Origin of the sequence: Kribbella sp. VKM Ac-2568 (assembly GCF_004345365.1) — a bacterium.
GTDB lineage: Bacteria > Actinomycetota > Actinomycetes > Propionibacteriales > Kribbellaceae > Kribbella > Kribbella orskensis.
Genome location: NZ_SLVF01000005.1, coordinates 604,780 through 626,786, shown reverse-complemented (window position 1 = coordinate 626,786; position 22,007 = coordinate 604,780). Strand labels below are relative to the sequence as shown.

The window sequence follows — 22,007 nt, the reverse complement described above, 5'->3', positions numbered from 1 at the left end:
GCCCGGACAGCGAAGGTTGGGGGCATGACCGAGAACAACCGTGAGGACTACGGCAGCTACAGCGTCGACGACGAGGACCAGCTGCAGCCGGAGGACACCCTCGACAACCGCGGCGTGGACGACCTCCTGGACGAGGGCTACTCGCCGCCGGAGAAGTGGTCCGCGGGCGAAGGCTTCGGCAGTACCGCGGAGGAGGCGCTGGAAGGGGAGACGCTGGACCAGCGGATCGCCCAGGAGGAGCCGGACGTGGACCCGTACGCCGAGGAGGGTGAGAACGTCGGCGGCCCGGAGATCGGCGAGGTGCGCTCCGGCCGCCTGGTCGCGCCGGACGAGGGCGCCCACTCCGACGACGAGCAGGAGCTGGTCGCCGAGGACGTCGGCTTCGACGGTGCGGCGGCGAGCGCCGAGGAGGCGGCCGTGCACGTGGTGGACGACGACGAGCCGTTCGAGCTGGACGACGAGGACGACACCGACCTCGAGGACGTCCGCGACGTCGACCTGGGCGACGTCGGCGACCTCGAGGACTGACCTACCGGCGCTCCGCCACGATCTCGCAGCCGCGGGACGGGACCAAGGTCACGTTCCGCGGCTGCGCTGTCTCCGGAGCCTCCCGCACCGCGCGGACGCCGTACCGGGTGAGGGTGGCGCGGAGGATCTCGGTCGCCTCCAGCAGGGAGAAGCCGGCCCCGATACAGCGCCTGGCTCCGCCGCCGAACGGGATCCAGGTGCCGGGTGCGGGCGGGTTGTCGCCGAGGAACCGGTCGGGCTTGAACTCCAGCGGCTGGGGGTAGTGCTGCTCGTCGGAGTGCAGGAGTCCCATCGCCGGCATGATCGTGGTCCCGCGTGGCAGCCGGTAGCCGGCGATCTCGACGGTCTCTGTGACCCGGCGGCCGACCTGGTACACGACCGGGTGCAGCCGCATCGACTCCTTGGTGATCGCCTCCAGCCGGTCGTCGTCACCGGCGTCGGCGGCCCGCTGCCCGGCGGCGAGCTCATCCGGTTTGCGGGCCAGCTCGTGGAACGCCCAGGCCAGTGCGGTCGCCGTGGTCTCATGTCCAGCCAGTAACAGGGTGACCAGCTGATCGCGCAGCTCCACGTCGGACCAGGTGCCCGCGGCCAGCAACTTGGAGAGTACGTCGTTGCGCTCGGCAAGGTTCTCGGAGTTCCGCCGGGCCGCGATCTCGGCGTACAGGATGTCGTCGAGGCGGCGCTGGATGCGGAGGTAGGTGCGCCACGGTGGCAGCCGCAGCAGGCGTGGGTAGAAGCCGCCGAGCATGATGATCGGGCGGACCGAGACGACCCGCTCGACCAGCGGGCGGAGCTGCTCCAGCCGGTTCTGGTCGGTCACGCCGAAGACGACCTGCAGGATCACCTCGAGCGTGAGGGTTCGCATCCGGTCGTGCAGGCGGAAGGGTTCGCCGATCGGCCAGGACTGCACGTCGTGCTCGGCGAGGCGCGCGATCATCTCCGCGTACCCGCGCAGGGCCTGGCCGTTGAAGGCGGGCATCAGTTGCCGGCGCATCCGGGCGTGGTCCTCGTCGTCGATCAGGAGCAGCGAGTGGTCGCCCATGATCGGCTGCAGCACGGTGTTGCCCTCGCCGGCGTGCATGATGCCCGGCGGGGTGGTGAACACCTCGCGGATGTGCTCCGGCCGGCTGAGCACCACGACGACCCGGCTCGACGGGACCAGCCGGATGGTGAAGACGTCGCCGTACCGCTCGCGCATCCGCGGGAAGAAGGTCTTGCGGTGCCCGGCGAACAGCACCGTCTGGGCCAGCGTCGGCAGCCGCGGGCCGGGCGGCAGGGCACGGGCCGTCTCCCGGTCGAGGGTTCGCGCTCCGAGCAGAGGCGTCGGTGTCATGCCAGCTCCCGAGGTCGGCAACGTCGGCCCCACCAACGCTACGTCAGGACTGTGAACACCGCGGATCGATCAGGTGGCGCGCTCGCTCCCGGGAACGCGAAAGGGCCGCCCGGGACAGGGCGGCCCTTTCTTTGCTCCAGCAGTCAGGCGTTGGTCCAGCTGTCAGGCGTTGCTCAGCTGCCGGTCGTGCCGGCGTAGGTGGTGCTCAGTTGCGGGTGAAGCGGAGGGTGAGGATCTGGAACGGGCGGAGCTCGAACGAGACGCCGCCGTCCTTCAGCTCACGGTCGGCCAGGTGGCGCTCCAGCAGGTCGACCTCGGTGACCGTGCCGACCGCGAAACCCGGGGTGAGGGTCGCGCGGGACCTGCCGCCGCTGGACTCGTACAGCCGGACGACCACGTCGCCGGACTCGTCGTCGGCCAGCTTGACCGCCTCCACGATCACATTGCCGTTGTCCAGGGCAACGATCGGGTCGATGCCCGCGGCACCGGTGACGACCCGCTCGGGCAGGTTGATCCGGTAGCCCTCCTCGATCGCGTCCGGGATACCGGCGCCGACCACCAGCGCGTGGTTGACCACGTGCACGCCCTGGTCGGTCTGCGGGTCGGGGAAGCGCGGCGCGCGGATCAGCGACGTACGGATCGTGGTGGTCGTGCCGCCGTCTTCGCGGGCGGTCCGGTTGATGTCGTGGCCGTAGGTCGAGTCGTTGACCACGGCAACGCCGTAGCCGGGCTCGCCGACGTGCACCCAGCGGTGCGCCGCGATCTCGAACTTGGCCGCGTCCCACGAGGTGTTCTGGTGGGTCGGGCGGAAGATGTGCCCGAACTGGGTCTCGGACGCGGACCGGTCGGCGTGCACGTCGACCGGGAACGCCGCCTTGAGGAACTTCTCCGACTCGTGCCAGTCCATCGAGGTCTCGATGTCGAGCCGCTTGGCGCCCGGCCGCAGCCGCAGCGTCTGGGTGACGCTGGACCGGTTGAAGGAGCGCTTCACCACGACCGTGGCGACGCCCTCGACGGTGCTGAAGTCGACGCTGTCGACCTCCGTGACGTCGCGGACGTTGTTCTTGTAGAACGAGTCGACGTCCCAGGCGTCCCAGTGGTTCGGGGTGTCCACGTGCAGTTGCAGGAGGTTCGCGGTACTGCCCGGGGCGATCACCTCGCGGTCGGCCGCCACGTCGTACAGGGAGGTGATCAGGCCGCGGTCGTCGACCGTCACCCGGATCACGCCGTTGTCCAGGACGCCGTTGTCGATCGTCACCGCCTGGCCCTCGCCGACGGCCACGCCGGCGCCGAGACCGGCCACGCCGCCGCGGGTGTGCGGCGCCGCGTTGAAGACGATCTGCGCCGACCCCTCGCCGGCGAGTGCCTGCTGGGCCGTCGCGATGATCGCCTCGAGCTCCCCGGCCAGCTTCGCGTACGTCGCCTCGGCCTCGCGGTGCACCCAGGAGATCGAGCTGCCCGGCAGGATGTCGTGGAACTGGTTCAGCAGCACGGCCTTCCAGATCCGGTCCAGGTCCTCGTACGGGTACGTGTCGAGCTTGCCCGCCACCACGGCCGCCGCGGACCACAGCTCGGCCTCGCGGAGCAGGTGCTCGCTGCGCCGGTTGCCCTGCTTGGTCTTGGCCTGCGAGGTGTACGTCGCGCGGTGGATCTCGAGGTAGAGCTCACCCGACCAGACCGGGGCGTTCGCGTACTCCTCCTCGGCCGCGCTGAAGAACTCGGTCGGGGACTCGATCGTCACCCGCGGCGAGGACTCCAGGTTGGCCACCCGGCGGGCGGTCGCGACGAACTCGCGGGTGGGACCGCCACCGCCGTCGCCGTACCCGAACGGGACCAGCGAGCGGGTCGCGGCGCCGTTCTCGGCGAAGTTGCGCTGCGCATGCGCGAGCTCACGGCCGGACAGGTCGGAGTTGTAGGTGTCGATCGGCGGGAAGTGGGTGAACACCCGGGTCCCGTCCAGGCCCTCCCAGAAGAAGGTGTGGTGCGGGAACTTGTTCTCCTTGTTCCAGGAGATCTTCTGGGTCAGGAACCACTTCGAGCCGGACAGCTTCACCAGCTGCGGCAGGGCCGCGGTGTAGCCGAACGAGTCCGGCAGCCAGACCTCCTGGGTGTCGATCCCGTACTCGTCCAGGAAGAACCGCTTGCCGTGCACGAACTGCCGCGCCAGCGCCTCGCCGCCGGGCAGGTTGGTGTCGGACTCGACCCACATGCCGCCCACCGGAACGATGGTGCCGTCGGCAACGGCCTTCTTCAGCCGCTCCCAGACCTCCGGGTAGTTGTCCTTCACCCAGGCGTGCTGCTGGGCCTGGGAGAACGCGAAGACAAGCTCCGGGTACTCCTGCGCCAGGGTGGCGACGTTGGACACCGTGCGGGCCACCTTGCGGCGGGTCTCGCGCAGCGGCCAGAGCCAGGCGGAGTCGATGTGCGCGTGACCGACGGCGGACAGCTGGTGTGCGCTAGCGTGCGCCGGACGGCTTAGTACGTCGGTCAGCTCGGCACGGGCGTCGGTGGCGGTACCGGCGATGTTCTCGTAGTCAAGGACGTCGAGAGCGCGGCTCAGCGCGCGCAGGATCTCCTTGCGGCGCGGCTCCTGCGGGGACAGCTCCCGCTGCAGGCCGTCGAGGGCCTCCAGGTCCAGGATCAGGTCCCACACCTCGGCGTTGAAGACGGCCATGTCGGCCCGGGCCAGCTGGTAGATCGGCTTGCCGCCCGGCTCAGGCTTGCTGCCGACGTCGGTCGGGGCGAAGGCGTTCGAGCCGAGCACCTCGGGGTTGGCCGCGGCCTCCACGTAGAACTCGATCCGGTCACCGGTCGAGGCCGACGTACCGTCCGGGCCGAGGATGGACAGCGGCGCGTAGGTCTGGCGCGGGTGCAGGCCCTTCAGCGGGACGCCGGAGGTGGTGTGGATCAGCCCCTCGGCGGAGAAGCCCGGGCCGCCGCTGAAGCCGAGGTCGATCACGGCCTCGATCTCCTGCCCGGCCCACTCGGCCGGCACCTGGCCGCTGAAGTGGAACCACGCGGTACCCCAGGCGGGGCCCCAGGGCAGCCCGATCTCGGCCGGCTCGTAGGTCGCGGCGAGTGCTTCGGCGGGCGGTACCGGTTCACCAGGCGCGTGCCACACCTTGATGTCCAGCGGTACGGCGGCGCCGTAGATCGCGGGGCGGATCCGCTCCCGCAGGGCGCGCCCCAGCCGCTCCTCGATGAGTGATCGGTCGTCGTGCACGAAATCATCCTCCGATGACGGTTTCTCCGCGGCCTGACGGCCGACGCGATGACAACGCTGTCACATCCACCCCAGACCCGTCCAGACGCTGTCTGTCCCAGCCCCGCGAGTAGCACTTCCATGCCACTATCCGGACAGGAATCAGGACGGCCTGGGGGTGTCCCGCTCTGGGCAGGTGGTGAACCACAGCCTCGCAGTACAAGAGAATCGCCGGCCCCGTGAGTACGCGTGGGAGTGGAGTGACTACCGACTCGGACCGGTTGACCTCTAAGTTGTCCCCTATGGATCGTCCCCGCCTGATGAATCGCCGTAGTGTGCTCGGACTCGGAGCTGCGGCAGCCGCGGCTCTGGTGACGCCGGGATGCTCCCGCGGGAAGTCGGCTGAGCCGGCTCCGGCTGAGCCGGGCAGGTTCGCGACGGGGAACGCGGGCGGCGTGTACGCGATCTACGGTGCCGGGTTGGCAAAGCTCGTCACCGAGGTGACCGGGGTGACCATGCAGCCGCTGCTCACCGAGGGCTCGGTGGAGAACCTCAAGATGCTGGCGGCCGACAAGGCCGACATAGCCTTCTCGCTGTCCGACTGTGCCCTGGACGCCTACGAGGGCGTGGAGACGTTCTCGAGCGGCGCGCTCCGCTTCACCGCGCTGGCCCGGACCTACGACAACTACGTGCACATCGTCGTCCCGATCGCCTCAGACATCTTCTCGCTGAAGGACCTGGCCGGCCGCGTGGTCAGCGTCGGGCCGCCGAACTCCGGCACCAGGGTGGTGGCGAACCGGATCCTCAGCACCGCCAAGGTCAAGATAAGGCCGAGGATGCTCGGCCTGCAGGAGTCGGTCGCGGCGCTGCGGGCCAAGGCGCTGGCGAAGGACCCGGCCACCAGCAACGGCATCGACGCGATGATCTGGAGCGGTGGTCTGCCCACCGACCCGATCAAGGGCCTGCAGAAGGACATCGGGTTCCGGCTGGTCGACATCGGCCCGGTGGCGGAGATGATCGCCCTGAAGCGTTTCGGCGGCTATGTCCTGTCGTCGATCCCGCCGTCGATCTACCAGGTGGCGAGCGCGGTCCCGACTCTCGCGGTGCCGAACTACCTGCTGGCCCGCCGTGGCCTGTCCGACTCCTGGGCCTGGTGGACGCTGAACACGATGTTCCGCCGCCAGACCGACCTGATGGCCGTGCACCCCGAAGCAGGCTCCCTCGACGCCCGCTCCGCGATCGCCACCATGCCGATCCCGCTCCACAACGCCGCCGAACGCTGGTACCGCACCAACCACATCTGAGTGGGACGCTAGAGCTCGTAGTCGTCGATCAGGGGGACGCGGACCTCGATCACGAGGCCGCCGCCGATGGGTGGGCGAGCCACCACCCGGCCGCCGACGCGGGCGGCCTCGGAGCGGACGATGGCCAGGCCCAGACCCGTACCGGGCATCTCCCGGTGGTGGGCGCTGCGCCAGAAGCGGTCGCCGACCTTCTTGAGGTCACGCGAGCCGAGTCCGAGACCGTGGTCGCGGACCGCGAGGACCACCTCGGTGCCGTCCCGCAGGACGGACACCTCCACCGGCGGAGCGCCGTACTTCGAGGCGTTGTCGAGCAGCACGTCGAGGATGTCGTCCACCTCGAGCTCGGGGGCGACGCCGCCGGGCACCATCTCGCCGATGATCAGTTCCAGGTCGTCGGCGGCGTAGACGGCCTTCCAGCCGACCAGCCGCTCCTTGACGGCCTGGGCCAGGTCCAGTGGCTCTTCGCTGCCCTCGACATCACCTGGGCGGTCCGAGCCGGCCAGCCGGGAGAGCCGCTGCACGATCCGGCCGAGCCGGTCGATGTCGCTGAGGGCGAAGCGGGCGGTGGGGGACAGCCGGGACAGGCCCTCGATGTGGATCCGGGCCGAGGTGAGCGGAGTACGGAGCTGGTGTGACGCGTCGGCGACGAACTCCCGCTCGCGCTGGCGGGCCTGGTGCAGGCTGAGCGCCATCGAGTTGAAGCTGTCCCCGAGTCTTCGGAGCTCCGGTGCGCGGCCGTCCGTGGAGACCCGGGTGTCCAGCGCGCCGCGGGTGACCTGGTGGGTCGCGTTGTCGAGGTCGTTCAGCGGCCGCAGCACCCAGCGCGTGACCGGGCGAACGCTGCCGATGACAACGGCTCCGATGCTGATCAGCAGACCGCCGAGCAGCAGCAGCAGACCGCGCTGCACGTCGTCGCGGGCGTTCTCGGTCGGCACTCGCAGCACCGCCGCACCGAGGACGCGGCCGTTGTTGACGACCGGACGGGCCACCACCATCTCGCCGGAGCGCCAGGGCCACAGCGCGGGCGGCTCGGTTGGAAGCCGGCCGGCCAGTGTGCTGTCCAGGGCGATCTTGATGTCCGGCTCCGCGACCACGACGCCGGACCGCGAGGTCGCAATCACCCGGCGGTCGACGTCGACGACGAACACGGGCGTGTTGTAGAGCTGGTGGTACCGGACCGCCAGCTCGCGCAGGTTGGCGATGTCGCCCGACTGCAGTGGTCCCTCCGCCATCGTGGCGAACCAGTCCGCGTCGTTGCTGCGGGACAGGAAGAGCGTGCGGGACGTGCCGGTGGCGATGAAGTTCGCCAGCGGCACCGCGGCGAAGATGGCCAGGACGATGACCATCGGGACAAGGGACTGCAGTAGGCGACGACGCAACGGTCAGTCCGAACCCAGGCGGTAGCCGACGCCGCGGATGGTCTGCACGAGCTCGGGCCGGCCGAGCTTCGCCCGCAGGCTCGCGACGTGCACGTCCATGGTCCGCGACGAGGCCTCGAAGACGGACTGCCAGGCGTACAGGGCGACCTGCTCGCGGGGGACCACCCGGCCGTGGTGAGCGGCCAGCACAGCTAGCACGTCGAACTCCTTGCGGGTCAGGCTGACGGGCTTGTCCGCGACCTGGACGGTGCGTGCCTCGATGTCCACGGTCAGGTCGCCGACTGTCACCCGGGGGCGGGGTTGGAGTAGTCCGGTACGCCGTAGTACAGCATCGATGCGGGCCAGTAGCTCGGAGATGGCGAAGGGCTTCACCACATAGTCGTCCGCGCCGCTGCGCAGGCCGCGGACCCGGTCCGCCGCCTCACCTCGCGCGGTCACTGCGATCACCGGGACGTCTGACACCGTGCGGATCTGCCGGCACACGTTGATGCCGTCGCCGTCGGGCAGTCCGAGGTCCAGCAGGACCAGGTCGCCGGGGTCCGCCGCGAGGGCGTCCGCGGCGGTCCGGACGTGCGTCACCATCAGCCCGTATCGGCGCAGCGCAGGTATCAGAGCGTTCGCGATATCTAGATCGTCCTCGACCAACAGAATCCTGACGGCGCCGCTCATGCCGTGATCGTAGGGCAGGAGAGCTTCATGTGTGTCAGATCTTGGTAAAGACGTAATCACGCGACTCCATGGCGTGGTCGTCAACACTAATCTTCGGACACAGGAGGGAACCGGTCGATGACTGTCGGTATATCTACGGGGGGTGGCGCAGCCACGCTCTCCGAGTCCGAACTAGCCGAGTACGAGCAGGAAAAGCCCGCTCGGCGGCTCAGTCCTTCCCTGGACCGGGCGATCTCCGCGTGGTGTGCCGTGATCAGCGTCGGTGTGCTGCTGCAGGTGTTCTTCCCGTTGTCCGCCGGAACCCAGTTCTATTTAGTGATCTTTCTCGCAGCCGTCCTCCCGGTCACTTTGTTGTGCTATCGGGGCTGGCGGGTGCCCGCCTTCATGAACCCGTTCAAGGCCCGGGCCACCGACGATCCCGGGATCACGGACTGGGTCCTCGCCGCGCTGGCACTGGCGGTCTGCGTCTACCCGCTGTTCGACTTCGACGGCTTCCTCGAACGACGCCAGGCCCCGACGGGTCTCGACGTACTCGCCGGGGCTCTGTTGTTGGTGCTCCTGCTCGAGGCCTGTCGCCGTACGACGGGCTGGGTGCTGCCGGTTGTCAGCCTGCTCTTCATCGCGTACGCGTACTACGGCGGCTATCTGCCCTACACCTGGTCGCTGGCGCACCAGGGATTCAACTTCGACGCGATCATCGCGCAGTTCACCATGGGCACGGCCGGGTTCTACGGCACCCCGTTGAGCGTCGCCGCCAGCTACATCGTGCTGTTCACCATCTACGGCGCGGTCCTGGACTACTCCGGCGCCGGCAAGTTCTTCATCGACCTGTCCTTCGCCGCCTTCAAACGCAGCCGTACGGCGCCGGGCCGCACCGTCACGCTGGCGGGATTCCTGCTCGGCAGCGTGTCCGGCTCGGGAACGGCGACGGCCGTCTCGCTGGGCACCGTGTCCTGGCCGATCCTGCGCCGCGCCGGGTATCCACCCGAACCGGCGGGTGGCATGCTCGCGGCGGCCGGTATCGGCGCGATCCTGTCACCGCCGACCCTCGGCGCGGCGGCCTTCATCATCGCGGAGTTCCTGCAGGTCAGCTATCTGACCGTGCTCGGCTACGCGGTGATCCCGACGATCCTGTACTACCTGGGCATCCTGCTGGCGATCGAGATGGACGCCCGCCGGCACGGGACCACGGCCGCCGAGCCGTCCACCCAGTCGGCGCTGAAGCTGCTGATGAGGTTCAGCTACCACTTCCTGTCGCTGTTCGTGATCATCGGTTTCATGGCGGTGGACGTGCCGCCGTTCAAGGCCGTGGTGTACGCGGTGATCATCCAGTTCGGGTTGTCGTTCCTGGACCGCGAGCACCGGCTCACCGCCGGGCCGTTTTTCAAGGCGCTTGCCCAGGGCACCCGTTCGGTGCTGCCGGTGGCGGCGACCTGCGCGACCGCCGGGGTGATCGTCGCGGTGACCACCCAGACCGGCCTCGGGCTGAACCTGGCCGAGATCATCGTGGACGCGGCCAAGGGACTGACGGACAACCCGACGGTCGTGCTGATCCTGACGGTGGTGCTGGCCGCGTTCGCGGTACTGGTGCTCGGTCTGGCAGTGCCGGTGACGGCGTCGTTCATCATCGCCGCCGTGATCATCGCGCCGGCACTGGTGCAGCTCGGCGTCACGCAGGCCGAGGCGTACATGTTCATCTTCTACTACGCGGTGCTGTCCGAGGTGTCGCCGCCGACCGCGCTGGCGGCCGTCGCCACGTCCGCGATCACCGGCGGCAAGGTGGATCCGGCGCGCGACGTCACCGCCCAGCGGCTCGGCCTGCCGGAGTCGGTCGACGCGATGAAGAGCGGCTCGATCGACGCGCTGGTCTGGTCCGGCGGCATCCCCACCGGCGGCATCACCGATCTGATGACGAGCCTCGGCAGGGACGTCAAACTGATACCGATCACCGACCTGCTGCAGCCACTGCAGACGAAGTACGGCACGATCTATGCCCAGGGCAACATTGCGGCGGCGGCCTACAAGCAGCCCGCCGACGTGGCCACGATCATCGTGCCGAACGTGCTGCTGGTCCGGAAGAACATGCCGGATGAGCTGGCCGAGAAGCTGACCAAGGTGATCTACGACAACAAGGACGCGCTGGTCCAGGTGAACGTGGCGGCGAAGGACATCACCCTGGACAACGCGGCCAAGACCGACCCGGTGCCGCTGCACCCCGGCTCACAGAAGGCGCTCGACGCTTTGAAGTGACCCACGATCCGTCCTCCCCCGCACATCAGGCGCAGCGGGGGAGGGCGCAGGTCCCACCTCCGCACACCAGGCGCAGCGGAGGCGGGAACCAAGGCCCACCCCCACAACCAGGCGCAGTGGGGGAGGGTTTCCAGGTCGGGCCCGCGCCGTCGGAGGCATCCGGCGGCGGGGGCCCGGTCGTTTCAGCCCTGGTCCTCGTCGATCGGGGTGCCGCGCAGGTAGTGCGACAGCGCCGAGTCCCGCTTGGGGTGCACGTGGTACTTCGTCGGGACGACGCGTCCCTCCGCGCTGTCCCAGGCATTGTCCGCGATCCGCCACATCCGGTGGGCCAGCCGCCCGGCCGTCCCGGTGTGCGGCGAGAACGGATGGGCCCGGGTCGGCGCCACTTCCTCGGCGCTGAGGAGCTCCTCGGTCAAGGAGCTGACGTGGTCGCTGTCCATCTCCTCGCCGAGCATCCGGCTGTACTCCGCTTCGAGCAGTTCGTGCTCGGTCAGGAGCCGTTCGACCACCCGCCAGACGTGCTCCGGATGCAGGTGGAGTACCCGGCTGTCGCCGTACTGGCGGGCCTTGAGGAACCGGAGGGAGCGCTCGAGCTGACGGGCGTTGCCGACGTACGTGGTGACCAGGACGCGCCCGTCGGGGAGCCGGCGGACGTGCGGTAGCAGGACGTCCTCGGCGGCGGCCAGATGCTGAGCGGCGATGGCGTAGAACCAGTCGGTCTCGTGCCGTCGGTCCGGCCTCGAGGCTTCCGGTTCCTGGGCGGGAGCGGCGAGTTCCCGGATCTTCGCGTGTTCGTAAGTGAGGGCCAGTTCGAGAGTCGAAGCGGTCATCGCAACCACCTCCTGGGGGGTTCCTCCCAGCGTGCGCCGCGGGCTGCGCCGATGCAACCGCACCGGCACAGTCCGTAACCGAACCGACAGCTTCAGGCGTGGATCGTGCCTCGCAGCGTGACTGGGTGTCCTGATGCCGGACCCCGTGGCTCAGTTGTCGGAGCTCTTCTTCCACAGATTGATGCCGGCCTCGACGGCGTCGGCGTCGATCGCGTCCAGCTCCTCCTGGGTGAACTTCAGGTTCTTCACCGCGGCGAGGCTGTTCTCCAGCTGGGCGACGCTGGAGGCGCCGATCAGGGCGCTGGTGACCCGGTGGTCGCGCAGCGTCCAGGCCAGGGCGAGCTGGGCGACGGACTGGCCGCGCTGCTGGGCGATCTCGGCCAGCGCACGGACGTGCTTGAGGGTCTCCTCGGTCAGCATGTCGGTGCTGAGCGACTTGCCCTGCGAGGCGCGGGAGCCCTCCGGTACGCCGTTGAGGTACCGGTCGGTCAGCAGACCCTGCGCCAGCGGGGAGAAGGCGATCACGCCGACCCCCAGCTCACCGACGGCGTCGAGCAGGTCCTCCTCGATCCACCGGTTCAGCATCGAGTACGACGGCTGGTGGATCAGCAGGGGCGTGCCGAGCTCCTCGAGGATCCGGTGCGCCTCGCGGGTCTTCTGCGCGGAGTACGACGAGATGCCGGCGTACAGCGCCTTGCCGGAGCGGACGGCGGCGTCGAGCGCGCCCATCGTCTCCTCGAGCGGGGTGTCCGGGTCGAAGCGGTGCGAGTAGAAGATGTCGACGTAGTCCAGGCCCATCCGGTCCAGCGACTGGTCGAGCGAGGCGAGCAGGTACTTGCGCGAGCCGCCGCCCTGGCCGTACGGGCCCGGCCACATGTCGTACCCGGCCTTGGTGGAGATCAGCAGCTCGTCGCGGTACGGCTTGAAGTCGCGGGCGAAGTGGCCGCCGAAATTGGTCTCGGCCGAGCCGTACGGCGGGCCGTAGTTGTTCGCCAGGTCGAAGTGGGTGACGCCGAGGTCGAACGCGCGGCGCAGGATGTCCCGCTGCGTGTCGAGCGGTTTGTCGCCGCCGAAGTTGTGCCAGAGCCCCAGCGAGATCGCCGGCAGCTGGAGTCCGCTGCGGCCACTGCGCCGATAGGTCATCTGGTCGTCGTACCGGTCCTGGGCAGCTACGTAGTCAGTCACGAAAAGCCAGTCTGCCCCATGTCGTGACAAGTGCGCGAACCCTTGTATTTACAGCAGAAGCACGGTCGATCAGTGCCAGCAACCGGCCTTCTGACTCAGCCCTCCGGATTCAACGCAGTCCCGGCCACGGCTCCGGCGGTCCCGCGGCGAAGAACCGGAGTACTCCGAGGAGCCGGCTGGCGGGTGGTGCCGTCCAGTGGCGCTCGTTGGGTCTCGGCGGCTTGGGGATCCCGCTGAGGCCCCAGCTGAGGTGGAACCACAGTGCGGCGGCCTCCAGTTGACCGTCGCTCTTGCTTGGGGACTGGCCCGTGTACGCCGGCAGGGTGGCGGCGACCTGCTCCAGGCGGAGCTTGGCGAATTCCATGCCGGGTGGTCCCCAGGCGGCGTCACCCCAGTCGATCAGCGCTTCCAGCTTGTGGTGGCGGGTCAGCAGGTTCTGCGGCGCCAGGTCGCCGTGCAGGAGTACTCGCGGCTGGGCTTGCGGCTCTTGCTGGGCTTGCGGGTCTTGCAGACCTTGCGGGAAGCGGGTGGCCAGGCGGTCGAACCAGCCGAGCAGCCAGTCCGCAGTACCGGGGTCCAGGTAACCGAGCGTTGCCAGGTGATCCACGGTCGGACGCGGGTCCCCGCCGCCGTCGTCAGTCGGTACGCCGTCCAGCGGGGTGTGGGGGATGCGGTGGAGCAGGGCGACCTGTGAGCCCAGGTCTTGCCAGAACTGATCGTTGGGCGGATCCGCCTCGATCAGGTCGGTGCCGTGGACTTGCTCGATGACCATGTACGGCGCGTCGACGAGAGTGCGGGTGGCGTCGAAGTCGACCATCGCGGGGGTCCGTACTCCGGCCGCCCGGGCTACTGGGATAACCGCGACCTCTTTCTGCAGATCGCGTTCGAACTCCTCGCGTCGCGGGATCCGGAGGAACGGGTCGTCGCCCAGCGCGAAGGCGTGGTTGGCGACGCCGTCCGGCACCTCACGGACCGCCTCGGCGCGTACGCCGTACCGGTCGGCGATGGCGGCGATCACCTCGGCCGTCGGCTCGGAGGTGATGGCGGGGAGGTCACCGGCTGGGAGTCCTGTCATCGGTGGGATTCTTTCGCCGGTCGTTGCCGGGGTCCACCGAATTGCCGGGGATCTCGGCGGGGATACTGGCTGGCGTGCGAAGGGACCTGGATCCGGAGACCGTCAGCAGCAGGGACTTCTACGCGGTACTGAACGCGGTGGTGGTGCCGCGCCCGATCGCCTGGGTGTCATCGAGGTCGGCCGACGGAGTCCTCAACCTCGCGCCGCACTCCTTCTTCACGGTGGCGTGCGTGAGGCCGCCGATGGTGCAGTTCACTTCGGTCGGCCGCAAGGACAGCCTGAACAACGTCGAGGCGACTGGGGAGTTCGTGGTCAACTTCGCGGCGGAACCCCTGTTCGAGCAGATCAACGCGACTGCGACGAACTTCCCTCCGGAGGTTGACGAGTTCGCGGCCGTCGGGCTGCACATCGAACCCAGCACCACAGTCGCCGTACCGCGCGTCGCCGAGTCGCCGGTCGCGATCGAGTGTCAGCTGCACACCACTCTCGAACTGGGCGACTCCACCGTCGTCATCGGCCGGGTGCGTCACATCAGCATCGACGAGTCCGTCCTGGACGGCTCCCATCCGGAGATCACCCGCCTTCGCCCGCTGGCTCGCCTGGGCAAGGACGAGTGGTCCACCCTCGGCGAAGTCCGTGAGATCACCCGGATCCGGCATGCCGAGTGGCCCGGACACTTCACCCCTCCGACCGCTGGCTGATCCGCGGCAGCCCACGTCGTCCGCGGTCGGCGGTCGATCGGCGACGGTTGCCTGACGGGTAAGAGGTTTCTCGCAGGCGGTGCGCGATTCTTGAAGTTTTCTTGAGGGTTTGACCTATCCGGTCGTCGCACGGGTCCGAAGCAGGGGCATGACCGTGACGAGGAGACGCCGGGCGCTGGCCGCGCTGGGAGGTGTGCTCGCAGCAGGTGCAGGACTCGGCCTGGGTGAGCTCACCGCCGCACTGGCCGGTGGTACTTCGCCGGTGGTCGGTGTCGGAACCCAACTGATCGATCTCGCTCCCGGTCCTGCGAAGGACTGGGCGGTGAAGAACCTCGGGACAGCCGACAAGCCGATCCTGGTCGGCACGGTGCTGCTCGCAGTTGCTGTTTTCGCCTTGCTGGCGGGGGCGATCGGGGCTTCTATCTCCCGGGTCGCCGTGGTGATGACCGTGGTCCTCGGGCTGCTGGCGATCCTCGCCGCGGCGACCGGGCGGACCCTTGCGGACAATCACTTCGTCCAAGTACTGCCCGGCATCATTACGTTGCTAGTGGCAACAGCCGGAATGATCCTGGTGCTCCGCGCACTGGGCCTCAGTCCCTTCGGCGGCGGCCGAGGCCGGAAGCTCCCCGCCGCCGAAGGTTCCACCTCCACAAACCCGGCCCGAGGTGCTGGCTCCGCAACCACCGCTGGAGGTTCAACCTCCGCGACCACCGCCGGAAGTTCCACCTCCGCGACCACCGCCGGAGGTTCCACCTTCGAGACCACAGCCGGAGGTTCAAACTCCGCGACCACAGTCGGAGGTTCCACCTCCACGAACCCCGCCGGAGGTGCTGGCTCCGCGAACACCGGCGAAGGTGCGGGCCGACCTGAGGGTTCCGCTTTCTCCGGCAAGCCGCACGCTTCCGCGGTCGCGACGGCGGCGAGTGCTGATGGTGGCGCGGTCGTTGCTGAGGGCAATGAGGTTGGGGAGCGGGAGGCGGAGGCGCCGGTGGGGTTTGATCGGCGGCGGTTCCTGGCTACCACGATGGCCCTGGGGGTGGCCGGGGTCGGTGGACTCGCGGTTTCGCGGGTCCTGCCTGAAGGGGTGAGTGAGGCGACTCGGCGGGGGATCAGGATTCCTACGCCGGCGAGCAGGGCGCAGGCGGTGCCCGCCGGAGTGATGTCGGAGATTCCGGGAGTGAGCCGGTTCGTCACCTCGAACCCGTCGTTCTACCGGGTCGACACCTTGCTGACGGTGCCGAAGGTCGACCCGCGGAACTGGGAGCTGCGCATCCACGGTCTGGTCGACCGCGAACTGCGGCTCAACTTCGCGGACCTGCTCGGCCGGCGGCTGATCGAACGCGACATCACCCTGACCTGCGTGTCGAACGAGGTCGGCGGTCCGTACGTCGGCAACGCGCGCTGGATCGGCGTACCGATCGCCGAGATCCTCAGAGAAGCCGGCGTGCGGGACGGCGCCGACGCGGTGAAGTCCACCAGCGTCGACGGCCTCACCATCGGTACTCCGCTGAAGGCCCTCACCGACGGCCGCGACGCGATCTTCGCCGTCGGGATGAACGGCGAGCCGCTGCCCTTCGAGCACGGGTTCCCGGTCCGGATGGTGGTGCCCGGCCTGTACGGGTACGTCTCCGCGACCAAATGGATCGTGGACTTCGAGGTCACCAAGTTCTCCGACTTCAGCGCCTACTGGACCGACCGTGGCTGGTCCGTCGAGGCGCCGATCAAGACCTCCTCACGGATCGACGTGCCGAAGGGATTCGCCCGGATCAAGGCGGGCCCAGCCGTCGCGGCCGGAGTCGCCTGGGCGCAGCACCGCGGCATTGCCAAGGTCGAAGTACAGGTCGACGACGGCGATTGGCAGCCGGCCACGCTGGCGGCCGAGGACACCATCGACACCTGGCGGCAGTGGACGTTCCGCTGGAACGCGACGCCCGGCAATCACAGACTCACCGTCCGGGCGACCGACGGCGACGGACAGGTGCAGACGACCGACCGCGCCGCCCCGCGCCCCAACGGCTCCAGCGGCCTGCACAACACGGTGGTGATGGTCGAGTAACGCACCCCACCGGCCAGCCAGGCACCCGGAACCCCCGCAGGGAGGGGTTCCGAGGCCCAGGAGCACGGAGGGACGCGCTCCGGATGGCCCGGGCCATCCGGCAGCTGACCAGGAGCGCCCGCCGCGAAATGCGTTCCCCGCCCACGCACTGAAGGCGCACCGAAGCCAGCGCGCCGAAGCCGACGTGCCGAACACAACGCGCCGAAGCCGAAGCGCCGAAGCCGAAGCACCGAAGACACGCACTGAACGCAGTACGAATTCAAGCGAAGGAGATCGTCATGTCCCACACCATCAAGCGGGTCGCATTGGCTGCCTCGGCACTGTCCCTGCTCTTCGCCACTGCCGCGTGTGGTGGAAGCGATGACACGTCCAGCGGTAGTCCGTCGACCGGTGCGTCGTCGTCGGCGCCGGCTGAGACGCCGAGTATGTCTCCGTCGATGGACAACGCGGCGGGTCTGGTTGGTCCGGGGTGTGCCGATTATGCGAAGGCGAACCCGAGTGGTGCTGGTTCGGTGGATGGGATGGCGGCGGCGCCGGTGGCGACCGCGGCGTCGGGGAATCCGTTGCTGACGACGCTGGTGGCGGCGGTGTCGGGCAAGCTGAACCCGAAGGTCGATCTGGTGTCGACGTTGAACGGTGGTGAGTTCACGGTGTTCGCGCCGGTGGACTCGGCGTTCGCGAAGATCCCGGCGGCGACGGTGAACACGTTGAAGACCGATGATGCGTTGCTGACCAAGATCCTGACCTATCACGTGGTGCCGGGTCAGCTGACGCCGGAGGCGGTGGTGGGGAGTCAGACCACGGTGGAGAAGCAGGCGGTCACGGTGACTGGTTCGGGGGACAACCTGATGGTCAACAACGCCAAGGTGATCTGTGGTGGGGTGAAGACGGCCAACGCGACGGTCTACCTGATCGACTCCGTCCTGATGCCCCCGGCAGCCTGACCCACCGCTGCAGCCTGACCCACCGCTGCAGCCTGACCCACCGCTGCTGACTGGGCGGCGCCTTCATCTGCCGGGGCGCCGCCCGGTCGCGTTCCCGCTCGTCGTCTAAGAAGCGTGGGTGGCGGCGAGGATGGCTCGGGTGGAGAGGTCCACGTCGGCTTCGGTGGTGAGGTGGTTCGAGACCGAGATGCGCATGTAGCGGCGGCCTCGCCAGGTGGTGCCGCCCATCCAGCAGACCCCGCCGTCCTGGACCGCAGCGATCACCCGGTCGGTCTCCTCGTCGGAGCCGAACGACACGAGCACCTGATTGAGCACCACCTCGTTCCCGATCTCGCAGCCTCCCTTCTCGAGCTGTTCGGCGAACCTCCTGGCCAGCGCGCAACACCGATCGACCACCTCGGTCAGCCCATCGCGACCCAGCTCCTGCAACCCGGCCCAGACCGCGAGTCCACGCGCACGCCTCGACGACTCCATCGCGTAGTCGCCCGGTTCCCGCGCTCCCGACGTCACCAGGTAGGAAGCGCTGGAGGCCAACGCAGCCGCATGCGCATCCGGGTGCGCGCAGAACACGAACCCGCTGTCGTACGGCACGTTCAACCACTTGTGCCCATCGCAACCCCACGAGTCCGCCAGCTCCAGTCCCGCCACCTGATCGCGCAGTTCCGGACTCACTGCGGCCCACAGCCCGAAGGCACCGTCGACGTGTGCCCACCCGCCGTACTCGTGGATCAGGTCGCAGGCCTCACCCAGGGCATCGGACGCGCCGGTGTTCACGTTTCCGGCCTGCAGGCAGACGATCAGCGGTCCTTCGTGATCGGCGAGCCTGGTCCGCAGGTCGTCCAGGTCGATCACCCCGTTCAACCTCGTCCGCACGAGCTCGAGCGAACCGGAGCCGAGCCCGAGCAGGCGCAGTGACCGGTCGATCGTGGCGTGCCGCTCGTCGCCGGCCAGCAGACGCACCCGGGGAGCGCCGTTGAGGCCGTTCGTCTCCACGTCCCAGCCGGCCTTCGCCAGCACGTGGTTCCGAGCCGCCGCCAGCCCCACGGTGTTGGCCGCCTGGGCTCCCGTGACGAAGCCGGCCGACGCTGCCGGAGGTATCCCGAGAAGGTCCTTCAGCCAACCGCCCGCTGCCTGCTCGGCGGCCATGGTCATCGGGGACATCACGCTGTTCCCGGCGTTCTGGTCCCACCCGACCGCCAGCATGTCGGCCGCGCTCGCGGCGGGCAGTGCACCACCCGTCACGAACCCGAAGTACCGCGGTCCGGCGCTCGCCACGAGTCCGCCGTCAGCCAGTGCGACGAGCTCTTCGATCACCTCGTCGGCAGCACGCCCTGCCTGCGCCAGTGGCCGTTGGAAGTCAGCCCGCACCTCCGCCGCAGACTTCGCCGCGCGAACCGGTCGCTCAGCCAAGGTCGCCCTGTACTCGGCCGCGTGGTCGGCCGCACTCCTGAACAGTTGCCGCAGATCTGCCGGTTGCTCTCCCATACCCAGACTGTCCCACTGGCCCCTCGTTCGCTGTCCATCCTGGTTACTCGAGGCGGCCCAGGTGATGGGCGAGGACGAGCAGGGCTGGTGAGAGGCCGGGTGGGCGGCCTTCCTCGGGCTGGCGGATGGCTGGATGCCAGCGGCCTTCGGGGGTGACGAGATACACCCAGGGGCTCAGCGGACCTGGCTCCGTGGCGTGTGCTCGGCCTGCGAGGTTCAGCATCATGCCCAGCGCCGGGATGACTCGCAGGCTGTTGATCACATGGACCAGGAGTAGACCGCGGACCGGCATCGCGGCCAGTACGCCGTACTGCGGGTTCTCGACGTGGAGGGATTCGCGGAGGACGGTATCGAGCACGAGTGCTCGTGAAGCGGTGAAGACGCTGCCGCTGAGCATGGCAATGGTGGTGCCGTCGTGCTCTGCGTACTCCACGGTGTCGGTGAGACCGCGCAGGTTGTGGAGTCCCGCCTGCTCCGCCTCCGTCCACGTCATCCCGAGGTCCGACGGGTCGAAGTACATGGTGATCGTGCCGTCGGTGTAGGTGGCGGGGACGGAGAGGAGGCCAGGCACGAATTCTGGTGCTTGGCTGGTCCAACTGGGTTGAACGAGGTTGCTCGGGGTCAGTCGTTGGTAGAGCTCGCGCCGCGGGTCCGCAGGGAGCGGAGGCGGGCCGTGCCGGAGGGTGCTGGCCAGTTGGTCGAAGTGTTCGCCGACCACCTGGGGCCAGCGGTCTCGTCGTTCGCCGGCGACGATCCGTGCCAGGTTCGACAGCCCGGCCACCATGCTGACCGCCGCGTCCGGATCCGAACCGACGCCGAGGTCGGCGGCGAGCCCGGCGCCGCCCGGGGTGGGAAAGGCTGCGCTGGTCGGGTGGAGGCGGAGGTTGGCGGTGCCGTCGTAGCCGGCGGGGAGGGAGCGTTCGGCGGCTGCTTCCAGGCTGAGGCGCACCAGGTGTGCGGCTTCGGCGTTGGTCAGGGGAGACAGGGCTCGGTGGGGCGCCTCGGGGTCGTTGCCTAGGGCCCGTTCAGTGGAGTCGTCGTGGGTGGAGTCGTTGTCAGTGATCATGCTGTCCACCTCCTCGACAGAGAAAGTACGAGCGCGCGGGCGGCCCCTCGACAAGCAGTTCCGCGGCTGTGGACAACGCGGCGGTTATTCTGCGCGGAGGCGTCGGCAGACCGGCGGTTTCGTCCATCCGAGGAGCAGCATCCATGTCCGCCACTGAGGCACCGTCGGAGCGGCCGCCGTCGGCCACGCGGTTGTCGTTGTCGCACATCACGGCGCAGAACGAGACGAATCTGCTCGGCACCGTGCACGGCGGAGTGGTGATGACGCTGGTCGACTCGGTCGCCGGGGTGGTGGCGGCGCGGCACTCGGCCGGTGCCGCGGTGACGGCGTCGATGGACGAGATGGTCTTCGTGGTCCCGGTCCGGGTCGGCGACGTGGTGCACTTCACCGCCCAGGTGAACTGGACCGGCCGCAGTTCGATGGAGATCGGCGTCCGGATCACCGCGGACCGCTGGGATGCCGTCGGCCCGCAGATCCACGTGGCCACGGCGTACCTGGTGTTCGTCGCGGTCGACTCCGACGGGAAGCCTCGTCCGGTCCCGCGGATCGTTCCCGAAACGGACGAGGATCGCAGGCGGATGCGCGAGGCTGAGATCCGCCGCAGCCACCGGCTCGCCCGGCGCGAGGCGATCAAGGCGTCCCGCGAAGACCCGAAATGAGCCCGAGATGAGCCCGAGATGAGTCTGTTCGGCAGCGCCAGGCGGCACCCGTCCGCGATCCTGCTCGTCGTCCAGCTGCTCGGCGTGCTGATCTATCCCGCGATGGAAGGGTCGCGCGGCGGACGCGTCGCCTTCGAGATCCTGGGCATCGTCGTGCTGGTGCTGGCGGTCTTCTCGGTGCGGGCAACGCCGGGGCTGACCTGGGTGAGCGTCTGTCTGGGCATCCCCGCGGTCGTGCTGTCGCTGGTCGACGCCTTCCGCCCGACGGACGTCATCGTGCCGATCTCAGCTGCGCTCCACGCGGCCTTCTACTTCTACGCGGCCTACAGCCTGCTGCGGTACATGCTGTCCGACCATGACGTCAGCACGGATGAGCTGTACGCCGCGGGTGCCACCTTCACCTTGGTGGCCTGGGGATTCGCCTATGTGTTCGTCATCGTGCAGGCGCTCGTTCCGGGCAGCTTCACGGCAGCCGTCAACCCGGCCCAGGACCGGAACTGGATGGAGTTGCTGTTCCTCAGCTTCATCACACTGTCGAGCACAGGCCTGAGCGACATCATTCCGATCACGTCTTGGGGCCGCTCGGTCGTGATGATCGAGCAGTTGGCCGGCCTCGGCTACGTCGCGATGGTCGTTTCGCGCCTGGTCGGCCTCACCGTCGCCAGACGAACCTGAAACCCACAGCCGAACCGGACCCGGTCAGGCGCCGATCCGCGGCCAGGAGGCGAGCAGGTCGGCGGCCGCCCGGTAGGCCACCTCCGGCGCGTGCTCCATCGCGGCCACCCGATAGCTCACCAGCGCCCCCTCGTGGAGCAGCAGCAACCGGTCCGCGAGTTCCTCGACCCGATCGAACCCGGCCAGCTCCGCCTGCGCCACGAACTCGGTCCGCATCCACCGCTTCTGCGCCACGATCACCGGCATCGCAGGATGGTCCGGCGCCGCCAGTTCGACGCTCGCGTTGATGAACCCGCAGCCCCGCCGCGACTCCGCCATCCACTCCGTCAACGCCGTGAACAGAGCCAGGATCACCTCTTCCGGCGTACCGGGCCGTAGCTTGGCCAGTTGCTCGTCCAGGAACACGTGCCAGACGCGGTTCCGCCGCTCGAGGTACGCCGCGATCAGGTTGTCCTTCGAGCCGAACCGGTCGTACAGGGTCTTCTTCGTCACGTCCGCCGCGTTAGCGATCGTGTCGACGCCTACCGCCCGGATGCCCTGCTCGTAGAACAGCGTCGACGCGGCGGTCAGGATCCGCTCGCCGGCAGGGGTCAGCGTCTTCTCCGCGCCCTCGGCGCCCGTCCGGTTGAGCCACTCCCACGGTCTCGCCTGGTGAACAACCATACT

Annotated in this window: 18 protein-coding genes; 8 read left to right on the top strand and 10 right to left on the bottom strand. The window is 68.9% G+C overall.

Annotation, left to right across the window (positions count from 1 at the left end):
• Positions 1-24 precede the first annotated feature (24 nt).
• On the top strand, positions 25-528 hold the full coding sequence (locus tag EV648_RS17515) for a DUF5709 domain-containing protein (RefSeq protein ID WP_132292067.1): 504 nt from the start codon (positions 25-27) through the stop codon (positions 526-528).
• A 1-nt stretch (position 529) separates the two neighbouring features.
• Here EV648_RS17515 and EV648_RS17510 read toward each other — a convergent pair whose 3' ends face one another.
• A complete protein-coding gene (locus tag EV648_RS17510) occupies positions 530-1,861 on the bottom strand; it encodes a cytochrome P450 (RefSeq protein ID WP_132292064.1) in 1,332 nt (443 codons plus the stop codon).
• Positions 1,862-2,066: 205 nt separating this feature from the next.
• A complete protein-coding gene (locus EV648_RS17505) occupies positions 2,067-5,084 on the bottom strand; it encodes a glycoside hydrolase family 38 C-terminal domain-containing protein (protein ID WP_132292061.1) in 3,018 nt (1,005 codons plus the stop codon).
• 299 nt (positions 5,085-5,383) lie between these two features.
• Here EV648_RS17505 and EV648_RS17500 point away from each other — a divergent pair, with 299 nt between their 5' ends.
• Complete coding sequence (locus EV648_RS17500) at positions 5,384-6,367, top strand: TAXI family TRAP transporter solute-binding subunit (RefSeq protein ID WP_241995284.1); 984 nt, start codon at positions 5,384-5,386, stop codon at positions 6,365-6,367.
• A gap of 8 nt (positions 6,368-6,375) precedes the next feature.
• On the opposite strand, the gene EV648_RS17495 is transcribed toward EV648_RS17500, so the two are convergent.
• Positions 6,376-7,713: a HAMP domain-containing sensor histidine kinase gene (locus tag EV648_RS17495; RefSeq protein WP_132292055.1), complete on the bottom strand. Its 1,338-nt coding sequence runs from the start codon at positions 7,711-7,713 to the stop codon at positions 6,376-6,378.
• A 36-nt stretch (positions 7,714-7,749) separates the two neighbouring features.
• Positions 7,750-8,415, bottom strand: a complete 666-nt coding sequence (locus EV648_RS17490) for a response regulator transcription factor (RefSeq protein ID WP_132292052.1) — start codon at positions 8,413-8,415, stop codon at positions 7,750-7,752.
• Positions 8,416-8,532: 117 nt separating this feature from the next.
• Between EV648_RS17490 and EV648_RS17485 the strand changes: the two genes are divergently transcribed.
• Complete coding sequence (locus EV648_RS17485; RefSeq protein WP_132292050.1) at positions 8,533-10,665, top strand: TRAP transporter fused permease subunit; 2,133 nt, start codon at positions 8,533-8,535, stop codon at positions 10,663-10,665.
• Positions 10,666-10,847: 182 nt separating this feature from the next.
• On the opposite strand, the gene EV648_RS17480 is transcribed toward EV648_RS17485, so the two are convergent.
• The 3 genes from EV648_RS17480 to EV648_RS17470 all read right to left on the bottom strand — a co-directional run bounded on the left by EV648_RS17480 (position 10,848) and on the right by EV648_RS17470 (position 13,755).
• A complete protein-coding gene (locus EV648_RS17480) occupies positions 10,848-11,495 on the bottom strand; it encodes a hypothetical protein (protein ID WP_132292047.1) in 648 nt (215 codons plus the stop codon).
• 150 nt (positions 11,496-11,645) lie between these two features.
• Complete coding sequence (mgrA, locus tag EV648_RS17475; protein WP_132292044.1) at positions 11,646-12,680, bottom strand: L-glyceraldehyde 3-phosphate reductase; 1,035 nt, start codon at positions 12,678-12,680, stop codon at positions 11,646-11,648.
• Positions 12,681-12,789: 109 nt separating this feature from the next.
• Positions 12,790-13,755 (bottom strand): aminoglycoside phosphotransferase family protein, encoded by a 966-nt coding sequence (locus EV648_RS17470; RefSeq protein WP_132292041.1) that lies wholly within the window; start codon positions 13,753-13,755, stop codon positions 12,790-12,792.
• A gap of 74 nt (positions 13,756-13,829) precedes the next feature.
• Between EV648_RS17470 and EV648_RS17465 the strand changes: the two genes are divergently transcribed.
• From EV648_RS17465 to EV648_RS17450, 3 genes are all read left to right on the top strand, one after another.
• Positions 13,830-14,456 carry a flavin reductase family protein gene (locus tag EV648_RS17465; RefSeq protein WP_132292038.1) on the top strand — a complete coding sequence of 209 codons (627 nt, stop codon included), beginning with the start codon at positions 13,830-13,832 and terminating at the stop codon, positions 14,454-14,456.
• Positions 14,457-14,604: 148 nt separating this feature from the next.
• Entirely contained in the window at positions 14,605-16,512 is a 1,908-nt protein-coding gene (locus tag EV648_RS44120; RefSeq protein ID WP_241995282.1) for a molybdopterin-dependent oxidoreductase, read from the top strand.
• Between the two features lie 278 nt (positions 16,513-16,790).
• On the top strand, positions 16,791-17,456 hold the full coding sequence (locus EV648_RS17450) for a fasciclin domain-containing protein (RefSeq protein ID WP_132292035.1): 666 nt from the start codon (positions 16,791-16,793) through the stop codon (positions 17,454-17,456).
• A 105-nt stretch (positions 17,457-17,561) separates the two neighbouring features.
• Here the strand turns inward: EV648_RS17450 and EV648_RS17445 are convergent, their stop codons facing one another.
• Together EV648_RS17445 and EV648_RS17440 are read right to left on the bottom strand one after the other, a co-directional pair.
• A complete protein-coding gene (locus EV648_RS17445; protein ID WP_132292032.1) occupies positions 17,562-18,941 on the bottom strand; it encodes a pyridoxal-dependent decarboxylase in 1,380 nt (459 codons plus the stop codon).
• A gap of 43 nt (positions 18,942-18,984) precedes the next feature.
• Entirely contained in the window at positions 18,985-20,007 is a 1,023-nt protein-coding gene (locus tag EV648_RS17440; RefSeq protein ID WP_241995280.1) for a hypothetical protein, read from the bottom strand.
• 143 nt (positions 20,008-20,150) lie between these two features.
• Between EV648_RS17440 and EV648_RS17435 the strand changes: the two genes are divergently transcribed.
• Positions 20,151-20,666 carry an acyl-CoA thioesterase gene (locus tag EV648_RS17435; RefSeq protein ID WP_132292026.1) on the top strand — a complete coding sequence of 172 codons (516 nt, stop codon included), beginning with the start codon at positions 20,151-20,153 and terminating at the stop codon, positions 20,664-20,666.
• An 18-nt stretch (positions 20,667-20,684) separates the two neighbouring features.
• Complete coding sequence (locus EV648_RS17430; RefSeq protein WP_132292023.1) at positions 20,685-21,341, top strand: potassium channel family protein; 657 nt, start codon at positions 20,685-20,687, stop codon at positions 21,339-21,341.
• Positions 21,342-21,365: 24 nt separating this feature from the next.
• Here EV648_RS17430 and EV648_RS17425 read toward each other — a convergent pair whose 3' ends face one another.
• Positions 21,366-22,004, bottom strand: coding sequence for a TetR/AcrR family transcriptional regulator (locus EV648_RS17425; protein WP_132292020.1), 639 nt, complete (start codon positions 22,002-22,004; stop codon positions 21,366-21,368).
• Positions 22,005-22,007 lie beyond the last annotated feature (3 nt).